This is a genomic window from Streptosporangium sp. NPDC003464 (assembly GCF_053588315.1).
Genome location: NZ_JBSFPS010000022.1, coordinates 1 through 21,176, shown reverse-complemented (window position 1 = coordinate 21,176; position 21,176 = coordinate 1). Strand labels below are relative to the sequence as shown.

Here is a 21,176-nt window from a genome sequence, read left to right as displayed (position 1 = left end):
GGGCGAGTGAAGATAAAACCCGTGACCGACTCACCCGAAGCCCGCCTGCTGATCGTCGAGGACGAGCCGAACATCCTCGAACTGCTGGCCGCGAGCCTGCGGTTCGCCGGGTTCGGGGTGAACACGGCGGGCAACGGCACGGACGCCGTCGCCGCGGTCCAACGGCACCGCCCCGACCTCATCGTGCTCGACGTGATGCTGCCGGACATGGACGGATTCGACGTCGTGCGGCGCCTGCGCGGCGGCGGCACCGACACGCCGGTGGTCTTCCTCACCGCGCGTGACGCCACCGATGACAAGATCCGGGGGCTCACGGCGGGCGGGGACGACTACGTGACCAAGCCGTTCAGCCTGGAGGAGGTCGTGGCCCGGATCCGGGCGGTGCTCCGCCGTACCGGCGCGGGAGACCTGCCGGCCCGGCCGCCCCGGCTCACCTTCGCCGACGTCGAGCTCGACGAGGAGAGCCACGAGGTGTGGCGCAGGGGCAGGGCCGTGGCGCTGTCGCCGACGGAGTTCAAGCTCCTGCGCTACTTCATGGCGAACGCCGGCCGGGTGCTGTCCAAGGCCCAGATCCTCGACCACGTGTGGGACTACGACTTCCGGGGCGACGTCGGGATCGTGGAGTCCTACGTCTCGGTGCTCCGCCGGAAGATCGACAACACCGATCCCCGGTTGATCCACACCCTGCGCGGGGTCGGCTACGTCCTCCGCCTGCCGCCGTCTTCATGATCGTCAATGGGTTCCCGCTGCGGGTGAAGCTGATCGGGATCATCCTGGTCCTGCTGAGCATCGCGCTCACCCTCATCGGCATCGGCAGCGTCTCGATCATGCGCGGCTACCTGATCGACCGCGTGGACAGCCAGATGGACCTGACCATCGACGCCACGCTGCGCCGCCTGCACCGCGGAGCCGTGACGCTGGTCGGCAAGCCGCTCCCGGCCGACACCAGGCTGGAGCTCCGCAACGCCAGGGGCGGGATCATCCTCCAGCTCAGCGGTGGCGACGTGGAGGGCAAGCCCACCCCGCACGTGTCGCCCGGACAGGTGCACGGGCCGTTCAACAGCGGTGAGTGGCGGGTCCACATCAGTCCCCTGGACAACGGCAGGAGCCTTCTGGTGGCCGTGGACATGGCAGAGGTCCGGCAGATCATCGGCCAGCTCGCGCTGGTGGAGCTGCTCGGCGGCGGCGGGCTGATGCTCGCGCTCGCCGGGGTGGGCGTGGTGGTCATACGGCGGAGCCTGCGCCCGCTGGAGGAGATCGAACGCACCGCCCAGGCGATCGCCGCCGGGGACCTGAGCCGCCGCGTCCCCGACGCCGACCCGCGCACCGAGGTCGGGCGCCTGGGCCAGTCGCTGAACGGCATGCTCGCCCAGATCGAGACCGCCTTCCGCGCCCGGTCGGAGTCCGAGGCCTCGGCCCGCCGCTCCGAGGAGCGCATGCGCAGGTTCGTCGCCGACGCCTCGCACGAGCTCCGCACGCCGCTGACCTCCATCCGCGGCTTCGCCGAGTTCTACCGGCAGGCACCCGACGTCGACCCCGCGCCGCTGCTGCGCCGGGTGGAGTCCGAGGCGGTCCGGATGGGGCTGCTCGTGGACGACCTGCTGATGCTCGCCCGGATGGACCAGCAGCGGCCGGTCGCCATGCGCCCGGTGGACCTGCTCGCCATCGCCGCCGACACCGTCCACGACGCCCGCATTCTCGCCCCCGCCCGCCAGATCACGCTCTCGGTGGACGGCGCCGCGCTCATCGTCTCCGGCGACGAGGTACGGCTCCGCCAGGTCGTGGGCAACCTGATGACGAACGCGCTCACCCACACCCCGGACGGCACCCTCGTCCGGATGACGCTGTCCGCCCGGGACGGCATGGCCGTCATCGAGGTGGCCGACGAAGGCCCGGGGCTCAGCGCCGAGCAGTGCGAGCGGGTCTTCGAGCGGTTCTACCGCGTCGACTCCGCCCGCGGCCGCCGCGCGCCCGAGGACGGCGGCAGCGGTCTCGGCCTGGCCATCGTCGCGGCCATCGTCGACACCCACGGCGGCACGGTCGAGGTGGACTCCGTCCCGGGGGAGGGCTCGACCTTCCGGGTGGCCCTCCCCCTGGCGGCCGAAGACGGCTGATCTCCCGGTCCCCGGCGGCCGAGCCGGGTTGTGATCCTCGGTCCCCCGGCGGCCGAGGACGGCTGCCCCCGGCGGCCGGGCTGGGCTGATCTCCCGGCCCCCGGCGGCCGGGCTGATCCTTCGATCTTCGGCGGCCGGACCCCGGCTGACCCTCCGCTCCCCGGCGCGGGGACGGGCGTCAAGCGCCTGTCGGCCAACTGCTGTCGGGGAAGCCTCCGGTGACCGTGCCACCGGGGAGCACCACCCGCTCGTTCTCGCGCAGGCCCGCGGTGATCTCGATGTACCGGTCGCTGCGGACCCCGGTCCGCACGGCCCGCTCGACGCCGCCCTGAACGGTGACCACCGACCCTCCGCCCGCCTTGGACCGTACGGCCTGCGCCGGGAGGTAGAGCGCCTGCTCCGACTCGGCGACGGTCACCGTGACGGTGGCCGTCTGGCCGACCATGAGGCCCTTCGGAGTCTTGTCGAAGGCGACCGCGACCCCGTATCTCACCAGCCGGTCGGTGGTGGTCGCGGTGGGCGCGATGCGGGTCACCGTACCGGTGTGCTCATCGCCCTCCCGGGTGGCCAGCGTGATCGACGCCCGCTGTCCCAGTTTCAGCTCCCCGATGTCCGACTCGGTGAACAGCGCCTCCACCTGGAGCTCGTCGAGGTCCCCGAGGGTGACGAACGCGCCGGTGTCCACGCTGTCGCCGACGGCTCCGGCCACCGACAGGACGGTCCCGTCGGCGGGGGCGACGATCCGCACGCCCGCCAGCTCCTCCCGGGCGTCCGTCAGGTCGGCCTCCGCCCGCTTCACCTCGGCCTCGGCCTGGTCCACGCTGAGCGCGTGCTGCCCGCCGGTGCCGGTGCCGCCGGTGTCCGTCCGGCCGGTGCCGCCGTCCTCCCCGGAGCGCCGGTCGGCGCCCTGGGTGGGGCTCTGCCGCGGACACGCGGTGTCCCTCGGTCCGGGAGTGCGGCCGACGGTCGGCGTGGGACTCGCGCCGGGCTCCGCGGTCGTGGTGGACGTGGGCCGGGCCGACGGGCCGGGCTCGGGGCGCTCGCTCGGCCGGGCCGTCGGGCCGGACCCGGTCGGGCCCGTGCTCGCGGGCGGGTGATCCACCGTCGGCGTGGCGGTCACGGTGACCGTGGCCGTGGCCGTCGGGGCCGCCGTCACCGTGACGGTCACCGTCGGCGCGGGCTCGGGGGACCCCTCGGTGGGTGTGGGGGTGGGTGTCGGCGTGGCCGTGGGTTCCGGCGTCGGCGTCGGCGCCGGTGTCTCCGCCCGCGCCCGGGACAGCGCCGACACCGGCGCCGGTGTCCGCGCGGGCCCGAGGAAGTAGCCGGCGGGCCGGAGAAAATAGCCGGCGGGCGCGATCCCGCCCGCCGGGGCCACCGCCACCGGCCGCTCGGCCGCGGCCGGCGCGGAGGTGCGGCCCGGACCCGGGGATCCGGTCGGACCGCCCGTGCCGCCGGGCCCCGCGGTGCCGTCCGGGCCGGGCGTTCCTCTCCGGCCGGCCGTGCCGCTCGGGCCCGGTGCGGCGGTGGGCCGGGCCGACGCGCCCGGCGTCGCCGTGGGGACGCAGGCCGCCTGCCGGGCGGGGTCGCCCGACGTGCCCTGCTGCCGGGCCTGCTGGGTCTGCTGCCCCTGGGTCTGCTGCCCCTGGGTCTGCTGTCCCTGAGTCCGGGCCTGGGACTGAACCTGGGACTGAACCTGGGGCTGAGGCTGCGATGTCTGCGACGTCGCCGCGTCCTGGGCCCCGTCCAGTGCCTCGCGGGCCGCCGAGAGCTGCGCCTTGGCCGCGGCGTAGCGCTCGCGTGCGGGCGCGGAGCCGATCCTGGCCAGCACGTCGCCCCTGCCGACCTTGTCGCCGGCTTTGACGTAGACCTTCGTGACCGTTCCCGATCCGCCGAAGGCCAGCTCACGGGTGCTGTCCTCCACCGTGTTGCCCGCGGCGGACACCTCGGCCGTCACCGTTCCCCGCCTGGCGGAGGCCAGCTCCACCCGGGGCGCCGGAGCCGAGCCGTCGTCGAGCGTGTAGATCACGCCCGCGCCCACCAGGACGAGGGCGGCCAGGGCGAGTCCTCCCGTCCGCAGGGGCTTCGGGAGATTGGTCGGTCTCATGACGGACCATATTGGTCTGCTCGATTCACTCTCTCCTCACAAATCCCTGAAGGTTTCCTGCGTATCTCCGGGTGCGGCGCGCGGTCTCCAGCAAACCTTCAGCCGGAGCCAGGGGTGCGTTTAAGGAAAATGCGTCAGGGTACGGCGCTGTGAAGCTGTCGACCAAGCGCAGAGCGCTGATCGTGAACGGGACCCTCGGGGTCCTGTTGCTGGGCGGCGCGGGGATCGCCTACTCCTCTCTCGGCGGGGGAGTCTCCTCCGCCGACACCGCGGTGCGGACCGTGTCGGTGGCCCGGAGCACGGTGGTCGCCTCGGTGTCCGCCTCGGGGGCCGTGGAGAGCGCCCGGGCGCGTTCGCTTGGCTTCGGATCGAGCGGCACGGTGAAGAAAATCTACGTCGAGGTCGGGCAGAAGGTCACCAAGGGGCAGATCCTGGCCCGGCTGGACGACGCCTCCGCGCAGGAGAGCCTGGAGGCGGCCGCCGCCGCTCTCGACTCCGCGGACGACGACACCTCGACGGCCGCCTCCTACGCCCAGTACGTCAACGCCAGGAACACCTACCGGGCGGCCCGGCGGACCGTGGCGGGCACCGTCATCAAGGCCCCGTTCGCCGGCACGGTCACCGCCGTCAACGGCACGGTCGGCGGCTCCTCCAGCGCCTCCGGCTCCTCGTCGAACACCTCCTCGGGCGGCTCCGGGAGGTCGGGCGGTTCGGGAGGTTCGGGAAGCTCCGGTGGTTCGAGTGGTTCGGCGGACGGATCCGGCGGCTTCATCGAACTGGCCGACACCCGGAGGCTCCAGCTCGTCGGCGACTTCACCGAGTCCGACATCACCAAGCTCAAGGTCGGCCAGACGGCCTCCGTCCGGTTCGACGCGCTGACCGGCGTCACCGCGGCCGGCGAGGTCACCCAGATCCAGCCGACCGCCGCCACCAGCAACAACGTGGTCCAGTACCCGGTGACGATCTCCTTCACCGACGTGCCCGACGAGGTCCGGCTCGGCCAGACGGCCACGGTCGAGGTGGTCGTCGAGCAGGCCGAGAACGTGCTCGCGGTCTCCTCCACGGTGATCTCCACGGCGGGCGGCCGGAGCACCGTGACCGTCCTGCGGGACGGACGGCAGGTGCCCACCCAGGTCGAGGTCGGCGTCAAGGGCGACGCGCTCACCGAGATCAAGTCGGGGCTCGGTGAGGGCGACCAGGTCGTCCGCCCGGCGACCACCGGTACCACCCAGCAGCAGGGCGGGTTCCCCGGCCTCGGCGGCGGCGGCCGGGGCGGCGGCCTCGGCGGCGGCGGTCGATGACCGCCCCGGTGCTGTCCGTCCAGGAGCTCTGGAAGGTGTACAGCGAGGGCGACGCCCAGGTCCGCGCCCTGCGCGGGGTGTCCCTCACCGTCGAGCGGGGCGACTACGTGGCCATCATGGGCGCCTCCGGCTCCGGGAAGTCCACGCTCATGAACATCCTGGGCTGCCTGGATGTGCCGTCCTCCGGCCGCTATCTCATCGACGGCACCGACGTCGGGACGCTGGAGGAGCACCAGCTCGCCATCCTGCGCAACCGGAAGATCGGTTTCGTCTTCCAGTCGTTCAACCTGATCCCCAGGATGAGCGCGCTCGCCAACGTCGAGCTGCCCATGGCGTACGGCGGGGTCGGCGCGGCCGAGCGGCGGACCCGCGCCCTGGCGGCCCTGGAGCAGGTCGGCCTGGCCGACCGGGTCCGCCACGAGCCGAACGAGCTCTCCGGCGGCCAGCAGCAGCGGGTGGCCGTGGCCCGGGCACTGGTCACCTCGCCCTCGCTCCTGCTGGCGGACGAGCCGACGGGCAACCTCGACACCAAGTCCACCGGCGACGTGCTGGAGATCCTTGACCGGCTGAGCGCCTCGGGCCGGACGATCGTGATCATCACGCACGAGGACGACGTGGCCGCGCACGCCAAGCGGGTCATGCGCCTGGTGGACGGCGAGTTCGTCGAGGACCGCCGCCAGGCCCCGGTCGACGGCCCACCGCCCCGGATGCCGGAGGTCCCCGCGTGAGCTGGTTCGAGATCCTCCGCTTCGCCCTCCGCGGGCTGGCGGCCAACAAGCTGCGCAGTTTCCTGACCACGCTGGGCATCCTCATCGGGGTGGCCGCGGTGATCCTGCTGGTCGCCTTCGGCGAGGGCGCCTCGCGGAGCATCCAGCAGAACATCCAGCGGCTCGGCTCCAACACCCTCACCATCTCCGCGTCCTTCTCCGGGGGCGGTTTCGGCGGTTTCGGCGGCGGTGGCGGCGGTCAGGGCGGCGGCGGGCCGCGCACGCAGGCCAGGCAGCTCACGCTGGAGGACGCCAGGGCGCTGGCCGACCGCGAGCAGGCCCCGTCGGTCAGGAGCGTCTCCCCGGTGGTGACCGCCACCTCGGCCACCGCCGTCCACGAGGGGACCAGCCACACGATCTCCCAGCTCGTCGGCACCTACCCGAGCTACTTCGAGGCCACGAACAAACCCGTCACGAGCGGCACCTACTTCGTCAACGACGACGTGCTCGCCGCCCGGAAGGTCATGGTGATCGGGCGGACCGTGGCCGAGGAGCTGTTCGGCGCGGCGGACCCGGTCGGCCGGCAGGTCAGCGTCTCCGGGGTGCCGTTCACGGTGGTCGGGGTGCTGAAGGAGCTGGGCTCCGCGGGGATGCAGGACGCCGACGACGTCGCGATCGTGCCGCTGCCCGCCGTACAGCAGAGCCTGACCGGCTTCGGCGCGCTCGGCTCGATCGTCGTGCAGGCGACCGGCGCCGACACGACGGAGTCGGCGCAGGCCGAGGTGACGGCCATCCTCAACCAGCGGCACGACATCACCCCCACGGGCACCGCCGACTACCGCATCCTGAACCAGGCGACCCTGCAGGAGACCATCAGCTCGACCATCGGCGTCTTCACCGCCCTGCTCGGCGCGGTCGCCGCCATCTCCCTGCTGGTCGGCGGCATCGGCATCACCAACATCATGCTGGTCACCGTCACCGAGCGGACCAGGGAGATCGGCATCAGGAAGGCCATCGGGGCGCCCAGGAGCGCGATCCTCGGCCAGTTCCTGCTGGAGGCGACGGTGCTGAGCCTGGTGGGCGGCCTGTCGGGCGTGGCGATCGCGTTCGTCGGCAGCCGGTTCACGATCGCGGGCATCGAGCCCGCGATCGTGCCGTCGTCGATCGCGCTGGCGCTCGGCGTCTCCGTGGGCATCGGCCTGTTCTTCGGCGGCTACCCGGCCAACCGGGCGGCCAAGCTCCGGCCCATCCAGGCCCTGCGCCACGAGTGACCTGTACGGCTTACCCAAGGAGACAGACATGGGCGGCAACGCGGATGAGACGGTCCCGGCCGGGAAGGTGCTGGAGACCTCCCCTTTCGCGGGTGACCTGGAGAGCGAGCTGGCGGTCCGGCCGCGGCGCGGCCTCTCCACGCTCACGCTGGTGCTCGGTGCCGGGGTGATGCTCGTCGCCGGAGTGATCGTGGGCATCCAGGCACAGAAGGCGATCGGCGGCCAGGCCGGCGCCTCCGGCGCCCCGGGCGCCGCCGTGCGGCAGGGCGTGGGCCCCGGCGGGTCCGGCGGCCCGGGCGGCTACGGCGGCCCGGGCGGCTTCGGGGGCAGGCAGCAGGGCGGCCAGGGAGGTCCGGGCGGTCAAGGGGGCGGTCAGGGCGGTCCTGGGGGCATGGCCGTCGGCACGGTGCAGCGGGTCGACGGCGAGAAGGTCTACGTCAAGACCATGGACGGGTCCGTCATCACCGTGAACACCAGCGGCGAGACGGCCGTCCGGGTGGCCCGGGAGGGCAAGGTCGCCGACCTCAAGCCCGGCGGCACGGTGGTCGTCCAGGGGAGCAGGGCCGAGGACGGCTCGATCACCGCGACCGCGATCAACGAGGGAGGCGGACGCCGGTGACGGCCCGGTTCTCAGGAAACGTTCAGCCTGAGCTGAGCTGCGTTCCAGCAGGGTGAGCAAGCCTCATGGTTGTGCTGGAGAGAGTCGAGGCCAGGTTGCTGGTCGTGGATGACGAGCCGAACATCCGCGAGTTGCTCTCGGCCAGCCTGCGCAGGTCCGGGTTCGAGGTGGTGACCGCGGCGGACGGCCGGGAGGCCGTGCACTTCGCGGAGCGGATCCGCCCGGATCTCGTCGTGCTGGACGTGATGCTGCCCGACATGGACGGCTTCGCGGTCGCGGGGCGGCTGCGGGAGATGGGCGGGCAGGTGCCGGTGGTCTTCCTGACCGCGCGGGACGCCACCGACGACAAGGTCGCGGGCCTGCGCGTGGCCGACGACTACGTGACCAAGCCGTTCAGCCTGGAGGAGGTGCTCGCCCGGATCCGGGCCGTGCTCCGCCGTACGAGGGGGGATCTCGACCTCCCCTCCCGCCTCCAGGTCGGCGACCTGGAGCTGGACGAGGAGGCGCACCAGGTGTGGCGGGCGGGCACTCCGGTACGGCTGTCGCCCACCGAGTTCAAGCTGCTGCACTATTTCATGGTCAACACCGGCCGGGTCCTGTCCAAGGCGCAGATCCTGGACCACGTCTGGAACTACGACTTCGGGGGCGACGCCGGAGTGGTGGAGTCCTACGTCTCCTACCTCCGCCGGAAGGTCGACGTGACCGAGCCGCGGCTCATCCACACCCTGCGCGGCGTGGGATACGTGCTGCGGTTACCACGTGGTGATTGAACTTTCAGCGAACACTCAGCTCCGGCTGACCTGGCCCTGAGCTTCGCTTGCTCCAATGGTCAGCGCATGACCCCCGATCACCCGCGGCCGCGCGGCAGGTCAGGGCTCGCCTCCAGCTGCGGGGGAGACGAGTCCGGTACGGCCTCCCCGTGGAGCCTCGGGATAGGCCCCATCGCTCTACCGAGTTCGCCCCCGTGACCCGGTCGAGCGGTGGGGCAAAATCACGTCTAGGGGCCTTCCCTGCGGGAAGGATCGCTCCTATGAGTGGGAGTAACGGTCTGCTTGAGGCGCTGCGGGAGCTGCGGCGTCACCTCGCCCTCGACCTGTTCCCCCTCGCGGCCGGCGACGTGGGGAGTGCCCGGCGCGCCCTGCGCGAGCTGACCGGCCAGCTCGACGACTACCTCATCCCGCGCCTGAGCGCGATCGACGCCCCGCTGCTGGCCGTCGTCGGCGGCTCCACCGGGGCGGGCAAGTCGACCCTGGTCAACTCCCTGGTCGGCGCCGACGTCTCCGAGCCGGGCGTCCTGCGGCCCACCACGCTGGCCCCCACCCTGGTCACCGGCCCCGCCGACAGCGCCTGGTTCACCGCCCAGCACGTCCTGCCCGGCCTGCCCCGGGTCACGGGGGGCGGCGCCGCCGAACCGGGCACGCTCCGGGTGGTCACCGTCCCCGGTCTCCCGCCCGGCCTGGCCCTGCTCGACGCGCCGGACATCGACTCGGTCGTCACCGCCAACCGCGAGCTGGCCGCCCAGCTCCTCGCCGCCGCCGACCTCTGGCTGTTCACCACCACCGCGGCCCGCTACGCGGACGAGGTGCCGTGGGGTTTCCTGCGCGCCGCCCGGGAGCGGAGCACGGCCCTGGCCGTCATCCTGTCGCGGGTCCCGCCGGAGGCGCTGGGCGTGGTGAGACGGGACCTGGCCCGGCTGCTGGAGGCCAACGGGCTGGGCGGGACGCTCCTGTTCGAGGTGCCGGAGCTGGTGCTGCCCGAGGAGAACGCCCGGCTGCCGCGCCAGGCGGTCGAGGCCGTCGCCGACTGGCTGACCGGCATCGCGGCCGACTCCCAGGCCCGCGCCGACGTGGTCCGCCAGACCCTGTCCGGCGCCCTGGAGAGCCTCGCCACCCGGGTCCCCGCCCTCGCCGACGCCGTGGACCGCCAGCACGCCGTGGCCGCCGAGCTGCGCTCGATGACCGAGGCCGCCTACGCCGGAGGGCTGGCCTCCTTCGACGAGGGCATGCTGGACGGGTCGCTGCTCCGGGGCGAGGTGCTGGCCCGCTGGCAGGACTTCATCGGGACCGGCGACCTGATGCGCTCCCTGGAGAACCGGGTCGGCCGGTTCAGGGACCGCGTGGTGGCGCTGTTCACCGGGCGGCCCGCGCCCGAGAGCGAGCTGCGCGTCGCGCTGGAGAGCGGGGTGGAGTCGCTGATCAGGGCCTCGGCCGACGGCGCCGCCGAGCGCGTGCTGGAGTCGTGGTCGTCGCATCCCTCGGGGCTCGCCCTGCTTGAGGAGACCGGGGTCGCCGGGGCCGGGCGGCTCGGCAGGGCCTCGGCCGACCTGCCCGTGAAGGCGGAGGCGGCGGTCCGGGGCTGGCAGGAATACGTGCTCGGCCTGGTCCGCGAGGAGGGAGCCGACCGGCGGACCACCGCCCGGCTCACCTCCTACGGGGTGAACGGCGCGGGGCTGCTGCTGATGCTCGCGGTGTTCGCCTCCACCGGCGGCCTGACCGGCATCGAGCTCGGCATCGCCGGAGGCACCAGCGTGCTGAGCCAGAAACTCCTGGAGGCCGTCTTCGGCGACCAGGCCGTCCGGACCCTCACCGTCAAGGCCCGCACCGACCTGCGGGCCCGTGTCGCCGCCCTCCTCGGCGCCGAGGCGGCCCGCTTCACCGCCCTTCTCGACGCGGTCCAGCCTCCCGAGGACGCCGCCCCCGCCCTCCGGGCCGCCGCGCACGCCGTACGGGACCACCAGCGGGAGATCCCGGCCCCGGGCCGCCGGGTCGGGCTGCCGGCCGGGGAGCGGCAGGAACGGCTGCCCGCCACGCCCGTCAGGCTCACGCTCCCGTCCGGCGGCCCGGACCCCGCCCCGGACCCGCTGGAGCGGCCCCCGGGCGCCGTCCCCCGGACGGCCGACCGGGAGGGAGGCGACAGGTGAAGCTGCTGCGGCGCGCGGGCGCCCTCTCCCTGGACGACCGGTTGACGGGGCTGGCGGAGGCCGCCGACCTGGCCGAGGGACGGCTGGACGCCGGCGCGGTGGCCGGGGCGCGCTCGGTGGTCTCCCGCGCCGGGGTACGGCGGAGCCTGTCGGTCGACCACACCGCGGTCGCGCTGGCCGGGGCCACCGGCAGCGGCAAGTCCTCGCTGTTCAACCTGCTGTCCGGCACCGGCCTCGCCACGGTGGGGGTCACCCGCCCGACCACCTCGACCGCCCAGGCCGCCCTCTGGGAGGGCGCCGGGGCCGGGCCGCTGCTCGACTGGCTGGAGATCCCCCGCCGCCACGAGGTGCCGGCCGACGGGGAGGCGGCCGGGCTGATCCTGCTCGACCTGCCCGACCACGACTCGATCGAGCTGGCGCACCGGCTGGAGGTGGACCGGCTGGTCGAGCTGGTCGACCTGCTGGTGTGGGTGCTCGACCCGCAGAAGTACGCCGACGCGGCCGTGCACGAGCGGTACCTCCGGCCGCTGGCCCGGCACCGGGGCGTCATGGTCGTCGTCCTCAACCAGATCGACCGGCTGACCCCGGCCGCCGCCGAGCGGTGCCTGAAGGACCTGCGGCGGCTGCTCGACGAGGACGGGCTGGCCGGGGTGCCGCTGGTCGGCGTCTCGGCGCGCACCGGCGCCGGCCTGCCCGAGCTGCGCTCCCTGCTCGCCTCCCGGGTCGCCGACCGGCGCTCCTGGGCCACCCGCCTGGCCGCCGACGTCGGCACGGCCGCCGACACCCTCCTGCGGGCCTCCGGCGGTGCGGGCGGGCAGGCGCCGGAGGCGTCCGCGGACGGCCCCGCCAGAGCCCTGACCGCCGCGCTGGCCGAGGCGGCGGGGGTGCCGGTCGTCGTCGAGGCCGTGGCCAAGGCCCACCGGCACCGGTCGGTCGCCGCCACCGGCTGGCCGCCGACCCGCTGGATCCGCAGGCTCCGGCCCGACCCGCTCCGCCGCCTCCGCCTGGGCTCCGCCGAGACTCAAGGCCCCGGCGGGCTGGTGGGGCGGACCTCGATCCCCGTCGCGACCGCCGTGCAGCGCTCCCGGATGGACACCGCGATCCGCGAGGCCGCCGGGGCCGCCTCGGTGGGGCTGCCCGCACCGTGGGCGGCGGCCGTACGGCAGGCGGCCCGCTCGCACGGGGACGAGCTGGAGGACGGCCTCGACCGGGCCGTGGCCACCGCCTCGCTCGGCGCGGCCCGGCGGCCCGCGTGGTGGCGGGTGGCCGGACTGGCGCAGTGGGCGGTGACCGCGGCCATGCTGGCGGGCGGGCTGTGGCTGCTCGGCCTGCTCGGGATGGACTACCTCCGGCTGCCGCAGCCGTACCTGCCGACCGCGGGCGAACTGCCCTGGCCCACCGCGCTGCTGGTCGGCGGGGCCGTCCTCGGGCTGGTGATCGCGCTGCTGTGCCGCGGGATCGCCTGGCTGGGCGGCCGGCGGCGGGCGCGCAGGGCGGGCAGGGCGCTGCGCGCGAACGTGGACCGGGTCGCCCGCGAGCTCGTGCTGGCGCCCGTGAGCGAGGAGCTGTCCCGCTACCGCCGCTTCACCGAGGCGGTCACGGCGGCCCGGGACGGCGACGGCGACCGGAGTCCCGCCGGAGCCTGATCACGGGCCGGGGCGGCCGCGCCCCCGTCGAAGGCGCGCCGGTAGTGGGTGGGCGTGATACCGACGTGGAGGGTGAAGTGGCGGCGCAGATTGGCCGCCGTGCCCAGGCCGCTGAGCTCGCTGACCTTCTCGATCGGCAGGTCCGTCTCCTCCAGGAGGGACTGCGCGCGGGCCAGGCGCTGGTTGAGGAGCCACTTCAGCGGGGTGGTCCCGGTGACGGCTTGGAGGTGCCGGAAGAAGGTCCGCGGGCTCACCCCGGCCCGCTGGGCCAGGTCGTCGACCGTGAGCGGCTGGTCGAGGTGCTCGGCCGCCCACTGGAGCACCGGGCTGAGACCGTCGTCGTCGGTGACGGGGACCGACAGGTCGATGAACTGCGACTGGCCGCCGGACCGGTGGGCCGGGATCACCATGCGGCGGGCCAGCTGGTTGGCCACGTGCGCCCCGAGGTCGCGGCGGACCAGATGGAGGCAGAGGTCCAGCCCGGCGGTCATGCCGGCGCTGGTGAGCACGTCGCCGTCGTCGACGTAGAGCACCGAGTCGTCGACCGTCACCTTCGGATAGCGCCTGGCCAGGTCGTCGGTGTGCATCCAGTGGGCGGTGGCCCGGCGCCCGTCGAGGATCCCCGCCTCGGCGAGCGCGAAGGCGCCGGTGCACAGGGAGACCATGCGCGCCCCCGCGTCGGCGGCCCGGCGCAGCGCCTCGACCAGGTCCGGCGGGACGGCCGCGCCCTCCTCGACGACGGCCTCCGGCACCGAGGGGACGATCACGGTGTCCGCCCCGGCCAGTCCGTCCAGCCCGTGGCGGGTCCGCAGGGAGAACCCCGGCCCGGCGGGCCCGGCGGGGCCGGCCGGCCGCCCCGAGCACAGCCGCAGGTCGTACCACGGGTCGGCCAGGTCGGGCTGCGGCTTGCCGAACACCGAGCAGGCGATGCTCAGCTCGTACAGGTCCCACAGATGCATGTCGGTGTCGTCGACCACGGCTATCGCGACGGTTCCAGCACTCATGATCCGTAAGAGTACGGCAGGAATTTTGCGGAAACGGTCAGTCCTGCCACTGTCGCCGCGCTGGGCGGGGTGCGAGCGTATTCACCGAGCGGATCGACCGCTACGACGGACTCGGACCGGCTGCCACGGCCATGGCGGACTCGGACCGGCCGCCACGGCCATGGCGGTCACGGACCGGCCGGCCGACCGGCCACCGTGATGGTCGCGGGCCGGACCGCCGCGACGGGCATGGGCCCGGCGGCTACAGCGATCTTGGAATGCTCCGGCGGTGACGGACCGCGGAGCGAAACCGAACAGGAGCACACGATGCACAACCCCCATGCCGGCCAGTCCCCGGTGACGGTCATCGGCCTTGGCCTGATGGGTCAGGCGCTGGCCGGGACGTTCCTCGGGAACGGCCACCCCACGACCGTGTGGAACCGCTCGGCCGAGAAGGCCGACGAGCTCGTCGCCCGGGGCGCGACCCTCGCGGCCTCGGTCCGGGACGCGGTCGAGGCGAGCCCGCTGGTGATCGTCTGCGTGTCGGACTACGCGGCCGCGCACGGGCTCCTCGCCCCCTTGGGCGACGCTCTCGCGGGCCGGGTCCTGATCAACCTGACCTCGGGCACCTCGGAGCAGGCCCGCGAGAGCGCCGAGTGGGCGGCCGGCGAGGGCGTCACCTACCTCGACGGCGCGATCATGGCCATCCCGCCGGTCATCGGCACCGCCGACGCCTTCCTGCTCTACAGCGGGCCGCAGGACGCCTACGACGCGCACGAGCCGACCCTGAAGGCCCTGGGCGCGGGCACCACCTACCTCGGCGCCGACCACGGCCTGGCGTCGCTCTACGACGTGGCGCTGCTGGGCATCATGTGGGGCACGCTGAACAGCTTCCTGCACGGCGCCGCCCTGGTCGGGACGGCGAAGGTGGACGCCACGGTGTTCGCCCCCTTCGCGAACAGGTGGATCGAGGCGGTGACCGGCTTCGTGTCCGCCTACGCGGGCCAGATCGACGAGGGCGCCTACCCGGCGCTCGACGCCACCATCGACACCCACGTGGCGACGATGGACCACCTCATCCACGAGAGTGAGTCCGGTGGCGTCAACACCGAGCTGCCCAGGCTCGTCAAGGCCCTCGCCGACCGGGCGGTGGCCGAGGGCCGCGGCGGCGACGGCTACGCGGCGATGATCGAGCAGTTCCGCAGGCCCTCCGCCTGACCGCCCCGCATGCGCGCCGGGCCGCCGTGGCCGGGCGGCGCATGCGGCCGCGGCGCGTGAGGCGGCGGTTCAGTCGGAGCGGACACCCAGCTCGTCGAGCCGGTTGCGCATGTCCTCCGGGTCGGCGTAGACGCGGAACGCGCCGGAGCGCTCAAGCTCGTCCCTGCCGTAACCGCCGGACAGCAGGCCGATGCCCAGCGCTCCGGCCCGGCGGGCGGCCAGCAGGTCCCAGACGCTGTCGCCGACGACCATGGCGTACTTGGGATCGACGCCGAGCAGCGCCGCCCCGGCGAGGAAGAGGTCGGGGTCGGGTTTGGCCCGCCGTACCAGGTCGCGGGTGACCATCGGGGTGTCCTCGGGCAGCCCCAGCATGCCGAGCGCCAGCCTGGCGGTCCTGGCGTAGCCGCTCGTGGCGATCGCCCACGGCACGCCGCGGGCGCTCAGCTCGGCCAGCAGGTCGGACGCGCCCGGCAGCGGACGCACCGAGTCGACCTGCTCGGTGTAGGCGTCCGCGTGCGCCTGCTGCAACTCGTCGATCTGCTGCCTGGTCAGCGACAGGCCGGTCTCGCGCAGCAGCGCGGTGACGAACAGGCCGCCGCTCATTCCGATGCGCCGGTGAATGCGCCACACCGACAGGTCGATGCCGAGGCCCGACAGGGCGCTGCGCCAGGCGATGACGTGCTGGTAGACGCTGTCGATCAGCGTGCCGTCCAGATCGAACAGGAACGCGGGTCCGGGTAGCTCTGGGTAGTCCACCACTCCATTGTCGGCACGCCCCCCGGCGAGATCGGCGGAGGGGGACGGATCCCGGCGGGCGACCACCGGGACGGGCGGGGTTCAGGTCCCTGACGACGGAGATCTCAGCGGGGTGTGGTCGAGGTCGTCGGTCAGCTCGGCGAGGGAGTCGAAGACGTGGGAGGCGCCGGCCTCGCGCAGCTCGTCGGGTGAGAAGCCGCCGGTGCGGACCGCGACACCGGGCAGGCCGAGCTTGCCGGCGGCGACGAAGTCCCAGGTGGAGTCGCCGATCGCGACACCGGAGGTGCCCTGGACCTTCTCCAGCGCCACCCGCATCAGGTCCGGGGCGGGCTTGGTCGCCTCGACGTCCTCGGAGGTGGTCCACGCCTGGCAGTGCGCGCGGCCGTCGATGAGGTCGAGGAAGCGCTCGACATGCTGCGGCCTGCCCGATGAGGCCAGGACCACGGCGAATCCGCGCCGGCCGATCTCGGCCAGGAGTTCGGTGGCACCCTCGAAGGGCCGCACCTCGTCGATGAACCTGTCGAACTCCTCCACCCACGCCTCGCGCAGCGCGTCGCCGTGCCGCCGCTCGACGGCGTCACCGGCGAGGGCCGCCACCAGTTGGTCGCCGCCCATGCCGATGTGCCGGTGGATGCGCCACAGCGGCAGCCACACGTCGTAGCGGCCGAACGCCCGGTACCACGCGAGCGAGTGCTGATAGTTGGTGTCGACCAGAGTGCCGTCGATGTCGATGATGGCGGTGTCGGCCATGTCGCCCTCCTGTTGTCGGCCGGCGGGGACGCGCCGCCCGGCGGCCGGCCGTCCCGGACGCGCCCGGTACGGCGGGCGGCTCCCGGCGCCGGGCACGCGCCGCCGGACATGACGGTTATCCCCAGTGGTCCGGATCCATGCCTGGGGGAACGGACCTGTCCCGGCGGTCCGGATCCATGCCTGGGGACCGGACCGGATGCGGACGGCGCCATGCGGACGGCGCCGTCAGCCGTTCACCGCGCGCAGCGCGCCGTTCAGCGGTGCGGCCGGGGACGGGCGAGGACGAGCGCGATCGGCACCAGGGCGGCGGTGAGCGCGAAGGCGAGCGGGTAGCCGGTCCGTACGGCGAGCACGCCGGCGGCGACGGCGCCCAGGCCCAGCCCCGCGTCGTAGGCGAGGTTCCACACGGCGCTGACCGTGCCGTACGCGGAGGCGGGGGCCCGCTCGAACATCATGGTCAGACTGGCGTTCTGGGCGATCCCGAAACCGGCTCCGAACAGTGCCATGCCCGCCACCACCGCGGCCGGGGCGGCGGTGAAAACCAGCCCCGTCATGCCGGCCGCGGCCATGAGCACGCCGGGTGCCAGCAGCCGGCCCGTGCCGTGCCTGTCCGCGTGCCACCCGGCCCACCAGCGGGTGAGGGTCGACGCCGCGGCCTGGGTGAGCAGGGCCACCGCGGCGAGGTCGCCGGATCCCGGCGGCACGGCGACCGGCAGGAAGGTGACGACGGTCCCCGAGGCCATCGCGGTGGCCGCGAAGACGATCGAAGGTCGGACCAGCGCGGGGGTGCGCAACCCGGCCAGGACCCCGAGCGCCCGCTGCGCCGGTGCCTGCCCGTACGTGTGCTGCGCCGGTGTCTGCCCGTGCTCGGGGGCCGGCGGTCGCCCGGGGGCGGCTGCCGGTGCGGCCGCCTGATCGCGTGCCGGTGCCGGGGGCCGTCCCGGGACGGGCGCCCGCGGTCCGGGCCGCGGGGCGCGGCCCGGAAGGGCCGGCACCGCCGCCAGCCCGGCCAGCGCGGCCAGTGCCCCGGCGACGAACACCGGCGGGTATCCGATCTCCCCAGCGAGCCACACGCCCAGCGGCAGCGCGACGACCGCCGGTACTCCGACGACGACGCCGTACAGGCCCAGCCCCTCACCGCGGCGCTCGGGCGGGACCAGCGCGGCCACCAGCGCGCCGCTGAGGACGACGCTGACCGCGAAGCCCGCGCCGCGTACGGCGCACACGGCCATGACCGTCGCCGTGCTCGTCGAGCCGGGCAGCGCCAGCGCCGGGACCCCGAGCAGCACCAGGCCGGCCGCCATCACCGCCCGGTGGCCGAACCTGGCGGCCAGGCGGGGGGTGCACAGTTCGGCGACCACGGTGGAGGCCATCAGGACGCCGGTGGTCAGGCCCGCGCCCAACCCGCCCGCGCCGATCGAGGAGGCGTACAGCGGGACGACCGACAGCAGCAGGCAGAAACTCATTCCCGCACCGAAGGTGGACAGGAACACCATGGTCAGGGGCCAGGTGAGGATCCGTGGCCGGGGCACGGCCGGTGTGCGCCCGGTCGCTGGGGTGGCGAGATCAGGGGAATCCACCCCCATAATGTAACAGCGCTGTTGTATTTCCGCCGAAGAAGGGATCACGACGTGACCACGGACTATCCGCCGATCGAGCCGTACGACCACGGGATGCTCGACACCGGCGACGGCAACCTCGTCTACTGGGAGGTCTGCGGCAATCCGGACGGCAAGCCCGCCCTCGTCGTCCACGGCGGCCCCGGGGCCGGATGCTCGGCCGGCCACCGCCGCACCTTCGACCCGGAGCGCTACCGGATCATCCTGTTCGACCAGCGCAACTGCGGCCGGAGCACGCCGCACGCGAGCGACCCCGCCGCCGACATGAGCCTCAACACCACCGAGCACCTGCTCACCGACATGGAGCGGCTCCGCGAGCACCTCGGCGTCGACCGCTGGCTGCTCTACGGCGGCTCCTGGGGGTCCACGCTGATCCTCGCCTACGCCGAGCGCCATCCGGAGCGGGTGACGGAGATCGTGATCCCCGCGGTCACCATGACCCGGCAATCGGAGATCGACTGGCTCTACCGGGGTGTCGGGCGGTTCTTCCCCGAAGAGTGGGAGCGGTTCCGGGACGGTGTCCCCGAGGCCGACCGTGACGGCGACATCGTCGCGGCCTACGCGCGCCTCATGGAGCACCCCGACGAGAAGGTGCGGGAGAAGGCCGCGATCGACTGGATGACCTGGGAAGACGTGGTGGTCTCCATGGAGCCGAACGGCAAGCGGAACCCCTACAGCGACCGCCCCCCGGCCGACCTGCTGGCGTTCGTCCGGATCTGCGCGCACTACTTCGCGCACGGCGCGTGGCTGGAGGAGGGCGTCCTGCTGCGCGAGGCGGGCCGCCTGGCCGGGATCCCCGGCGTCCTGATCCACGGCCGCCTCGATCTGAGCGGCCCGGCCGACACCGCCTGGGAGCTCGCCCGCGCCTGGCCCGACGCCGAGCTGATCATCGTCGACGACTCGGGGCACACCGGCAGCCCCACGATGCGCGCGGAAGTGCTCGGAGCGATCGACCGGTTCGCCCCCCGATGAGCTGACATCGGGGCCCCTCGGTGGACCGGCGTCGAGGGCCCCTCGGCGAGCTGACATCGGGGAGGGCCGCCACGTCCCGCCATATCCCGCCGCGTGAGCGCCCGGCGGGCTGGACGGCCCGGGGACCCGGGCGGTCCGGGCGGCCGGTGGGCGGCACGCCGGCCCGCGGTGCCGGGCGCGTCAGGGATGGATCTTCTTGTGCTCGGCCAGCATCGTGACGTACTGCTCGATACGGCGTGCCCGGGTCTCGGCCTTCTTGGCGTCCTGCACGCGGTACAGCACCGCGTAGCGGTTACGGCTGTCGAGGGTCGCGAAGAACTCCTGCGCGGCGGGGTTGCCGGCCAGGGCCCGCGCCAGGTCTTCGGGCACGGTGGCGGTCCGCGATCCGTCGTAGGCCGCCTCCCAGCGGCCGTCCGCCTTGGCGCGCTCGATCTCCAGCAGGCCCGCGGGCCGCATCCGGCCCTGCTCGACCAGCGCGACGGCCTTGTCACGGTTGACCTTCGACCATCGGCTCCTCGCCTTGCGGGGAGTGAAGCGCTGCAGCCAGTGTCCGGCGTCCGACGTGCCCTTCTGCCCGTCGATCCAGCCGTGGCACAGGGCCACGTCGAGTGCCTGGGCGTAGTCCAGCGACTCGACGCCCGCCACCTTCTTGCTGATCCTGAGCCAGATTCCGGGTGAGGAGCCGTGGTGCAGGGCGAGCCATTCCTCGAACGCCGCGGCCGACGGGAACGAGAGGGTCTCCAGATCGTGGCTCATCGCAGCAGTCAACCACTCCGGCGCCGCGGGAGTGAAGGACGGGGCCCGCCCGGTCCACGCGGTCCGCCTCCGGAACCGATCCCGCGCCAGGGGGGCCGGCGACACCCGCGCTACCGTCCGGTCCGGCCTCACGACCCGGGGCGCGGGCTCACTCATCGGCCCGTCTGCCGAGCCGGCCCGGCTCCGTCAGCCTGCGGCCTGTCCGCCGGAGAACACCTCGTCGACGAGGCTCTGCAGCACTGTCTGGAACGTCTGCGCCAGGGTCAGCGCGGCGTCGTCCACATAGGTCAGCGAGGCGGTCAGGGTCCTGCTGCCGTCGGGAGTGCTGTACATCAGCGCCGCGGAGCCCGCGATGCCGCCGTTGTGGTGGAAGACGGTGCCGCCGTCCGGGCCCAGGTCCTGCGCGAACACCCCCAGGCCGTAGCCGATCTTCGGGTGCGGCTCGCGCATCTCGGCCAGCAGCGGGGCCGGCAGGAGCCTGCCGCCGTTCAGTGCGGAGAAGAACGTGTGGAGGTCCTGGGTGGTCGAGATCATGTCACCGCCGGCGGAGATCCAGGAGGGGTTCTGCCGGGTGACGTCGACCGTCTTGTCCTGGCCGTCCTCCTCGTACCGGTAGTAGCTGTGGGCGTGCGGCCCGGCGATCTCCGTCGAGGTGCCCGGCGCCACGGTGTCCGACATCCCGAGCGGCCCCAGGATCAGCCGCTGCAGCTCCTCGGCGAACGAGCGGCCGGTGACCTTCTCGACCAGCAGTCTGGCCAGCACGTAGTTGGTGTTGGAGTAGCTCCAGTCCGTCCCCGGCTCGAACCGCGCCGGCTTGGACAGCGCCAGCCGTACCAGCTCCTCGTCCTGGTAGGTGCGGAACCGGTTGTCCACCCACTCCCGGCCCTGCGAGGCGATCCCCGGCGCGACCGTCCCGTCGTCGTAGTACTCGCCGGTGAAGTTGAACACCCCGCTGGTGTGCTGCAGCAGCATCCGCACGGTGATCCGCCGGTCCAGTTCGAACTCGGGCAGGTGGTCGGCCACCGGGCCGTCCAGCTCGATCCTGCCCTCGGCCACCAGCTGCAGCACCAGGGTCGCGACGAAGGGCTTGGTGGAGCTGCCGATCCGGAACCGCCCGTCCGTCGGCGGCTCCGCGGTCTCGCCCAGCTCGCGCACCCCGGCGCTGCCGACCCACTCGCCCCGCTCGTCGTGCACGCGCAGCTGCACCCCGGCGAAACCGGAATCGACGATCTCCTGGATGGCCTTCCGCAGCTCCGGGCGGTCCTGGTCGGTAAGGGTGACGGACATGGTGGTGTGCTCCTTCGAAACTGTTACGGAATCAACTGAACGGATGGATGCAGGCCGCGGGTCAGAGGCTGCGGGCGGTGATGTCGCCGTAGGCGGTGGTCGCGTGGATGGTGAGCTGGGCGGCGGTGCCTTCGGTGTTGTTGAGGGCGTTGT

18 protein-coding genes are annotated in these 21,176 nt (G+C 73.6%); 11 read left to right on the top strand and 7 right to left on the bottom strand.

The annotated features are described in order from the left end of the window. Positions 1-21: 21 nt before the first annotated feature. Both ACWDS7_RS07770 and ACWDS7_RS07765 read left to right on the top strand, forming a co-directional pair. Positions 22-729, top strand: coding sequence for a response regulator transcription factor (locus ACWDS7_RS07770; RefSeq protein ID WP_306862973.1), 708 nt, complete (start codon positions 22-24; stop codon positions 727-729). Continuing rightward, positions 726-2,114 carry a sensor histidine kinase gene (locus ACWDS7_RS07765; protein WP_451928608.1) on the top strand — a complete coding sequence of 463 codons (1,389 nt, stop codon included), beginning with the start codon at positions 726-728 and terminating at the stop codon, positions 2,112-2,114. Before ACWDS7_RS07770 ends, ACWDS7_RS07765 begins: the two co-directional genes overlap by 4 nt. A 178-nt stretch (positions 2,115-2,292) precedes the next feature. Here ACWDS7_RS07765 and ACWDS7_RS07760 read toward each other — a convergent pair whose 3' ends face one another. Then, the gene (locus ACWDS7_RS07760; protein WP_451928607.1) at positions 2,293-4,218 is read right to left on the bottom strand and encodes an efflux RND transporter periplasmic adaptor subunit; all 1,926 of its coding nucleotides are present in this window, start codon (positions 4,216-4,218) and stop codon (positions 2,293-2,295) included. A gap of 149 nt (positions 4,219-4,367) precedes the next feature. On the opposite strand from ACWDS7_RS07760, the gene ACWDS7_RS07755 reads away from it, so the two are divergent. The 7 genes from ACWDS7_RS07755 to ACWDS7_RS07725 all read left to right on the top strand — a co-directional run bounded on the left by ACWDS7_RS07755 (position 4,368) and on the right by ACWDS7_RS07725 (position 12,682). Further along, a complete protein-coding gene (locus tag ACWDS7_RS07755) occupies positions 4,368-5,519 on the top strand; it encodes an efflux RND transporter periplasmic adaptor subunit (RefSeq protein ID WP_451928606.1) in 1,152 nt (383 codons plus the stop codon). Further along, positions 5,516-6,247 (top strand): ABC transporter ATP-binding protein, encoded by a 732-nt coding sequence (locus tag ACWDS7_RS07750; protein ID WP_451928605.1) that lies wholly within the window; start codon positions 5,516-5,518, stop codon positions 6,245-6,247. The genes ACWDS7_RS07755 and ACWDS7_RS07750 overlap by 4 nt, the downstream gene beginning before the upstream one ends. Further along, positions 6,244-7,497: an ABC transporter permease gene (locus ACWDS7_RS07745; protein ID WP_451928604.1), complete on the top strand. Its 1,254-nt coding sequence runs from the start codon at positions 6,244-6,246 to the stop codon at positions 7,495-7,497. Before ACWDS7_RS07750 ends, ACWDS7_RS07745 begins: the two co-directional genes overlap by 4 nt. A 28-nt stretch (positions 7,498-7,525) precedes the next feature. Next, positions 7,526-8,116, top strand: coding sequence for a hypothetical protein (locus tag ACWDS7_RS07740; RefSeq protein WP_451928603.1), 591 nt, complete (start codon positions 7,526-7,528; stop codon positions 8,114-8,116). Positions 8,117-8,181: 65 nt separating this feature from the next. Then, positions 8,182-8,886: a response regulator transcription factor gene (locus ACWDS7_RS07735; protein ID WP_451928602.1), complete on the top strand. Its 705-nt coding sequence runs from the start codon at positions 8,182-8,184 to the stop codon at positions 8,884-8,886. Between the two features lie 260 nt (positions 8,887-9,146). Beyond that, the gene (locus ACWDS7_RS07730) at positions 9,147-11,036 is read left to right on the top strand and encodes an ABC transporter (RefSeq protein ID WP_451928601.1); all 1,890 of its coding nucleotides are present in this window, start codon (positions 9,147-9,149) and stop codon (positions 11,034-11,036) included. Further along, a complete protein-coding gene (locus ACWDS7_RS07725) occupies positions 11,033-12,682 on the top strand; it encodes a GTPase (protein WP_451928600.1) in 1,650 nt (549 codons plus the stop codon). Before ACWDS7_RS07730 ends, ACWDS7_RS07725 begins: the two co-directional genes overlap by 4 nt. Here the strand turns inward: ACWDS7_RS07725 and ACWDS7_RS07720 are convergent. Then, positions 12,610-13,686 (bottom strand): GlxA family transcriptional regulator, encoded by a 1,077-nt coding sequence (locus tag ACWDS7_RS07720; protein WP_451928599.1) that lies wholly within the window; start codon positions 13,684-13,686, stop codon positions 12,610-12,612. The two genes, ACWDS7_RS07725 and ACWDS7_RS07720, sit on opposite strands and share 73 nt — an antisense overlap. Positions 13,687-13,992: 306 nt before the next feature. Here ACWDS7_RS07720 and ACWDS7_RS07715 point away from each other — a divergent pair, with 306 nt between their 5' ends. Further along, a complete protein-coding gene (locus ACWDS7_RS07715) occupies positions 13,993-14,883 on the top strand; it encodes an NAD(P)-dependent oxidoreductase (protein WP_451928598.1) in 891 nt (296 codons plus the stop codon). 69 nt (positions 14,884-14,952) lie between these two features. Here ACWDS7_RS07715 and ACWDS7_RS07710 read toward each other — a convergent pair whose 3' ends face one another. The 3 genes from ACWDS7_RS07710 to ACWDS7_RS07700 all read right to left on the bottom strand — a co-directional run bounded on the left by ACWDS7_RS07710 (position 14,953) and on the right by ACWDS7_RS07700 (position 17,969). Next, the gene (locus tag ACWDS7_RS07710; protein WP_451928597.1) at positions 14,953-15,639 is read right to left on the bottom strand and encodes an HAD family hydrolase; all 687 of its coding nucleotides are present in this window, start codon (positions 15,637-15,639) and stop codon (positions 14,953-14,955) included. Positions 15,640-15,720: 81 nt separating this feature from the next. After that, on the bottom strand, positions 15,721-16,389 hold the full coding sequence (locus ACWDS7_RS07705) for an HAD family hydrolase (protein WP_451928596.1): 669 nt from the start codon (positions 16,387-16,389) through the stop codon (positions 15,721-15,723). A 254-nt stretch (positions 16,390-16,643) separates the two neighbouring features. Continuing rightward, on the bottom strand, positions 16,644-17,969 hold the full coding sequence (locus ACWDS7_RS07700; protein WP_451928595.1) for an MFS transporter: 1,326 nt from the start codon (positions 17,967-17,969) through the stop codon (positions 16,644-16,646). A gap of 51 nt (positions 17,970-18,020) precedes the next feature. Between ACWDS7_RS07700 and pip the strand changes: the two genes are divergently transcribed. After that, positions 18,021-18,980 carry a prolyl aminopeptidase gene (pip, locus tag ACWDS7_RS07695; RefSeq protein WP_451928594.1) on the top strand — a complete coding sequence of 320 codons (960 nt, stop codon included), beginning with the start codon at positions 18,021-18,023 and terminating at the stop codon, positions 18,978-18,980. A 180-nt stretch (positions 18,981-19,160) separates the two neighbouring features. Here pip and ACWDS7_RS07690 read toward each other — a convergent pair whose 3' ends face one another. Both ACWDS7_RS07690 and ACWDS7_RS07685 read right to left on the bottom strand, forming a co-directional pair. Further along, a complete protein-coding gene (locus tag ACWDS7_RS07690) occupies positions 19,161-19,736 on the bottom strand; it encodes a YdeI/OmpD-associated family protein (protein WP_306863016.1) in 576 nt (191 codons plus the stop codon). A gap of 186 nt (positions 19,737-19,922) precedes the next feature. Next, entirely contained in the window at positions 19,923-21,023 is a 1,101-nt protein-coding gene (locus ACWDS7_RS07685) for a serine hydrolase domain-containing protein (RefSeq protein WP_451928593.1), read from the bottom strand. Between the last annotated feature and the right edge of the window lie 153 nt (positions 21,024-21,176).

What these genes read in the sequence shown, in the direction of transcription:
- ACWDS7_RS07765 (WP_451928608.1), top strand. Translation starts at nt 726, where the DNA reads ATGATCGTCAATGGGTTCCCGCTGCGGGTGAAGCTGATCGGGATCATC.
- ACWDS7_RS07760 (WP_451928607.1), bottom strand. Translation starts at nt 4,218, where the DNA reads ATGAGACCGACCAATCTCCCGAAGCCCCTGCGGACGGGAGGACTCGCC.
- ACWDS7_RS07750 (WP_451928605.1), top strand. Translation starts at nt 5,516, where the DNA reads ATGACCGCCCCGGTGCTGTCCGTCCAGGAGCTCTGGAAGGTGTACAGC.
- ACWDS7_RS07740 (WP_451928603.1), top strand. Translation starts at nt 7,526, where the DNA reads ATGGGCGGCAACGCGGATGAGACGGTCCCGGCCGGGAAGGTGCTGGAG.
- ACWDS7_RS07735 (WP_451928602.1), top strand. Translation starts at nt 8,182, where the DNA reads ATGGTTGTGCTGGAGAGAGTCGAGGCCAGGTTGCTGGTCGTGGATGAC.
- ACWDS7_RS07730 (WP_451928601.1), top strand. Translation starts at nt 9,147, where the DNA reads ATGAGTGGGAGTAACGGTCTGCTTGAGGCGCTGCGGGAGCTGCGGCGT.
- ACWDS7_RS07720 (WP_451928599.1), bottom strand. Translation starts at nt 13,686, where the DNA reads ATGAGTGCTGGAACCGTCGCGATAGCCGTGGTCGACGACACCGACATG.
- ACWDS7_RS07715 (WP_451928598.1), top strand. Translation starts at nt 13,993, where the DNA reads ATGCACAACCCCCATGCCGGCCAGTCCCCGGTGACGGTCATCGGCCTT.
- ACWDS7_RS07705 (WP_451928596.1), bottom strand. Translation starts at nt 16,389, where the DNA reads ATGGCCGACACCGCCATCATCGACATCGACGGCACTCTGGTCGACACC.
- ACWDS7_RS07690 (WP_306863016.1), bottom strand. Translation starts at nt 19,736, where the DNA reads ATGAGCCACGATCTGGAGACCCTCTCGTTCCCGTCGGCCGCGGCGTTC.
- ACWDS7_RS07685 (WP_451928593.1), bottom strand. Translation starts at nt 21,023, where the DNA reads ATGTCCGTCACCCTTACCGACCAGGACCGCCCGGAGCTGCGGAAGGCC.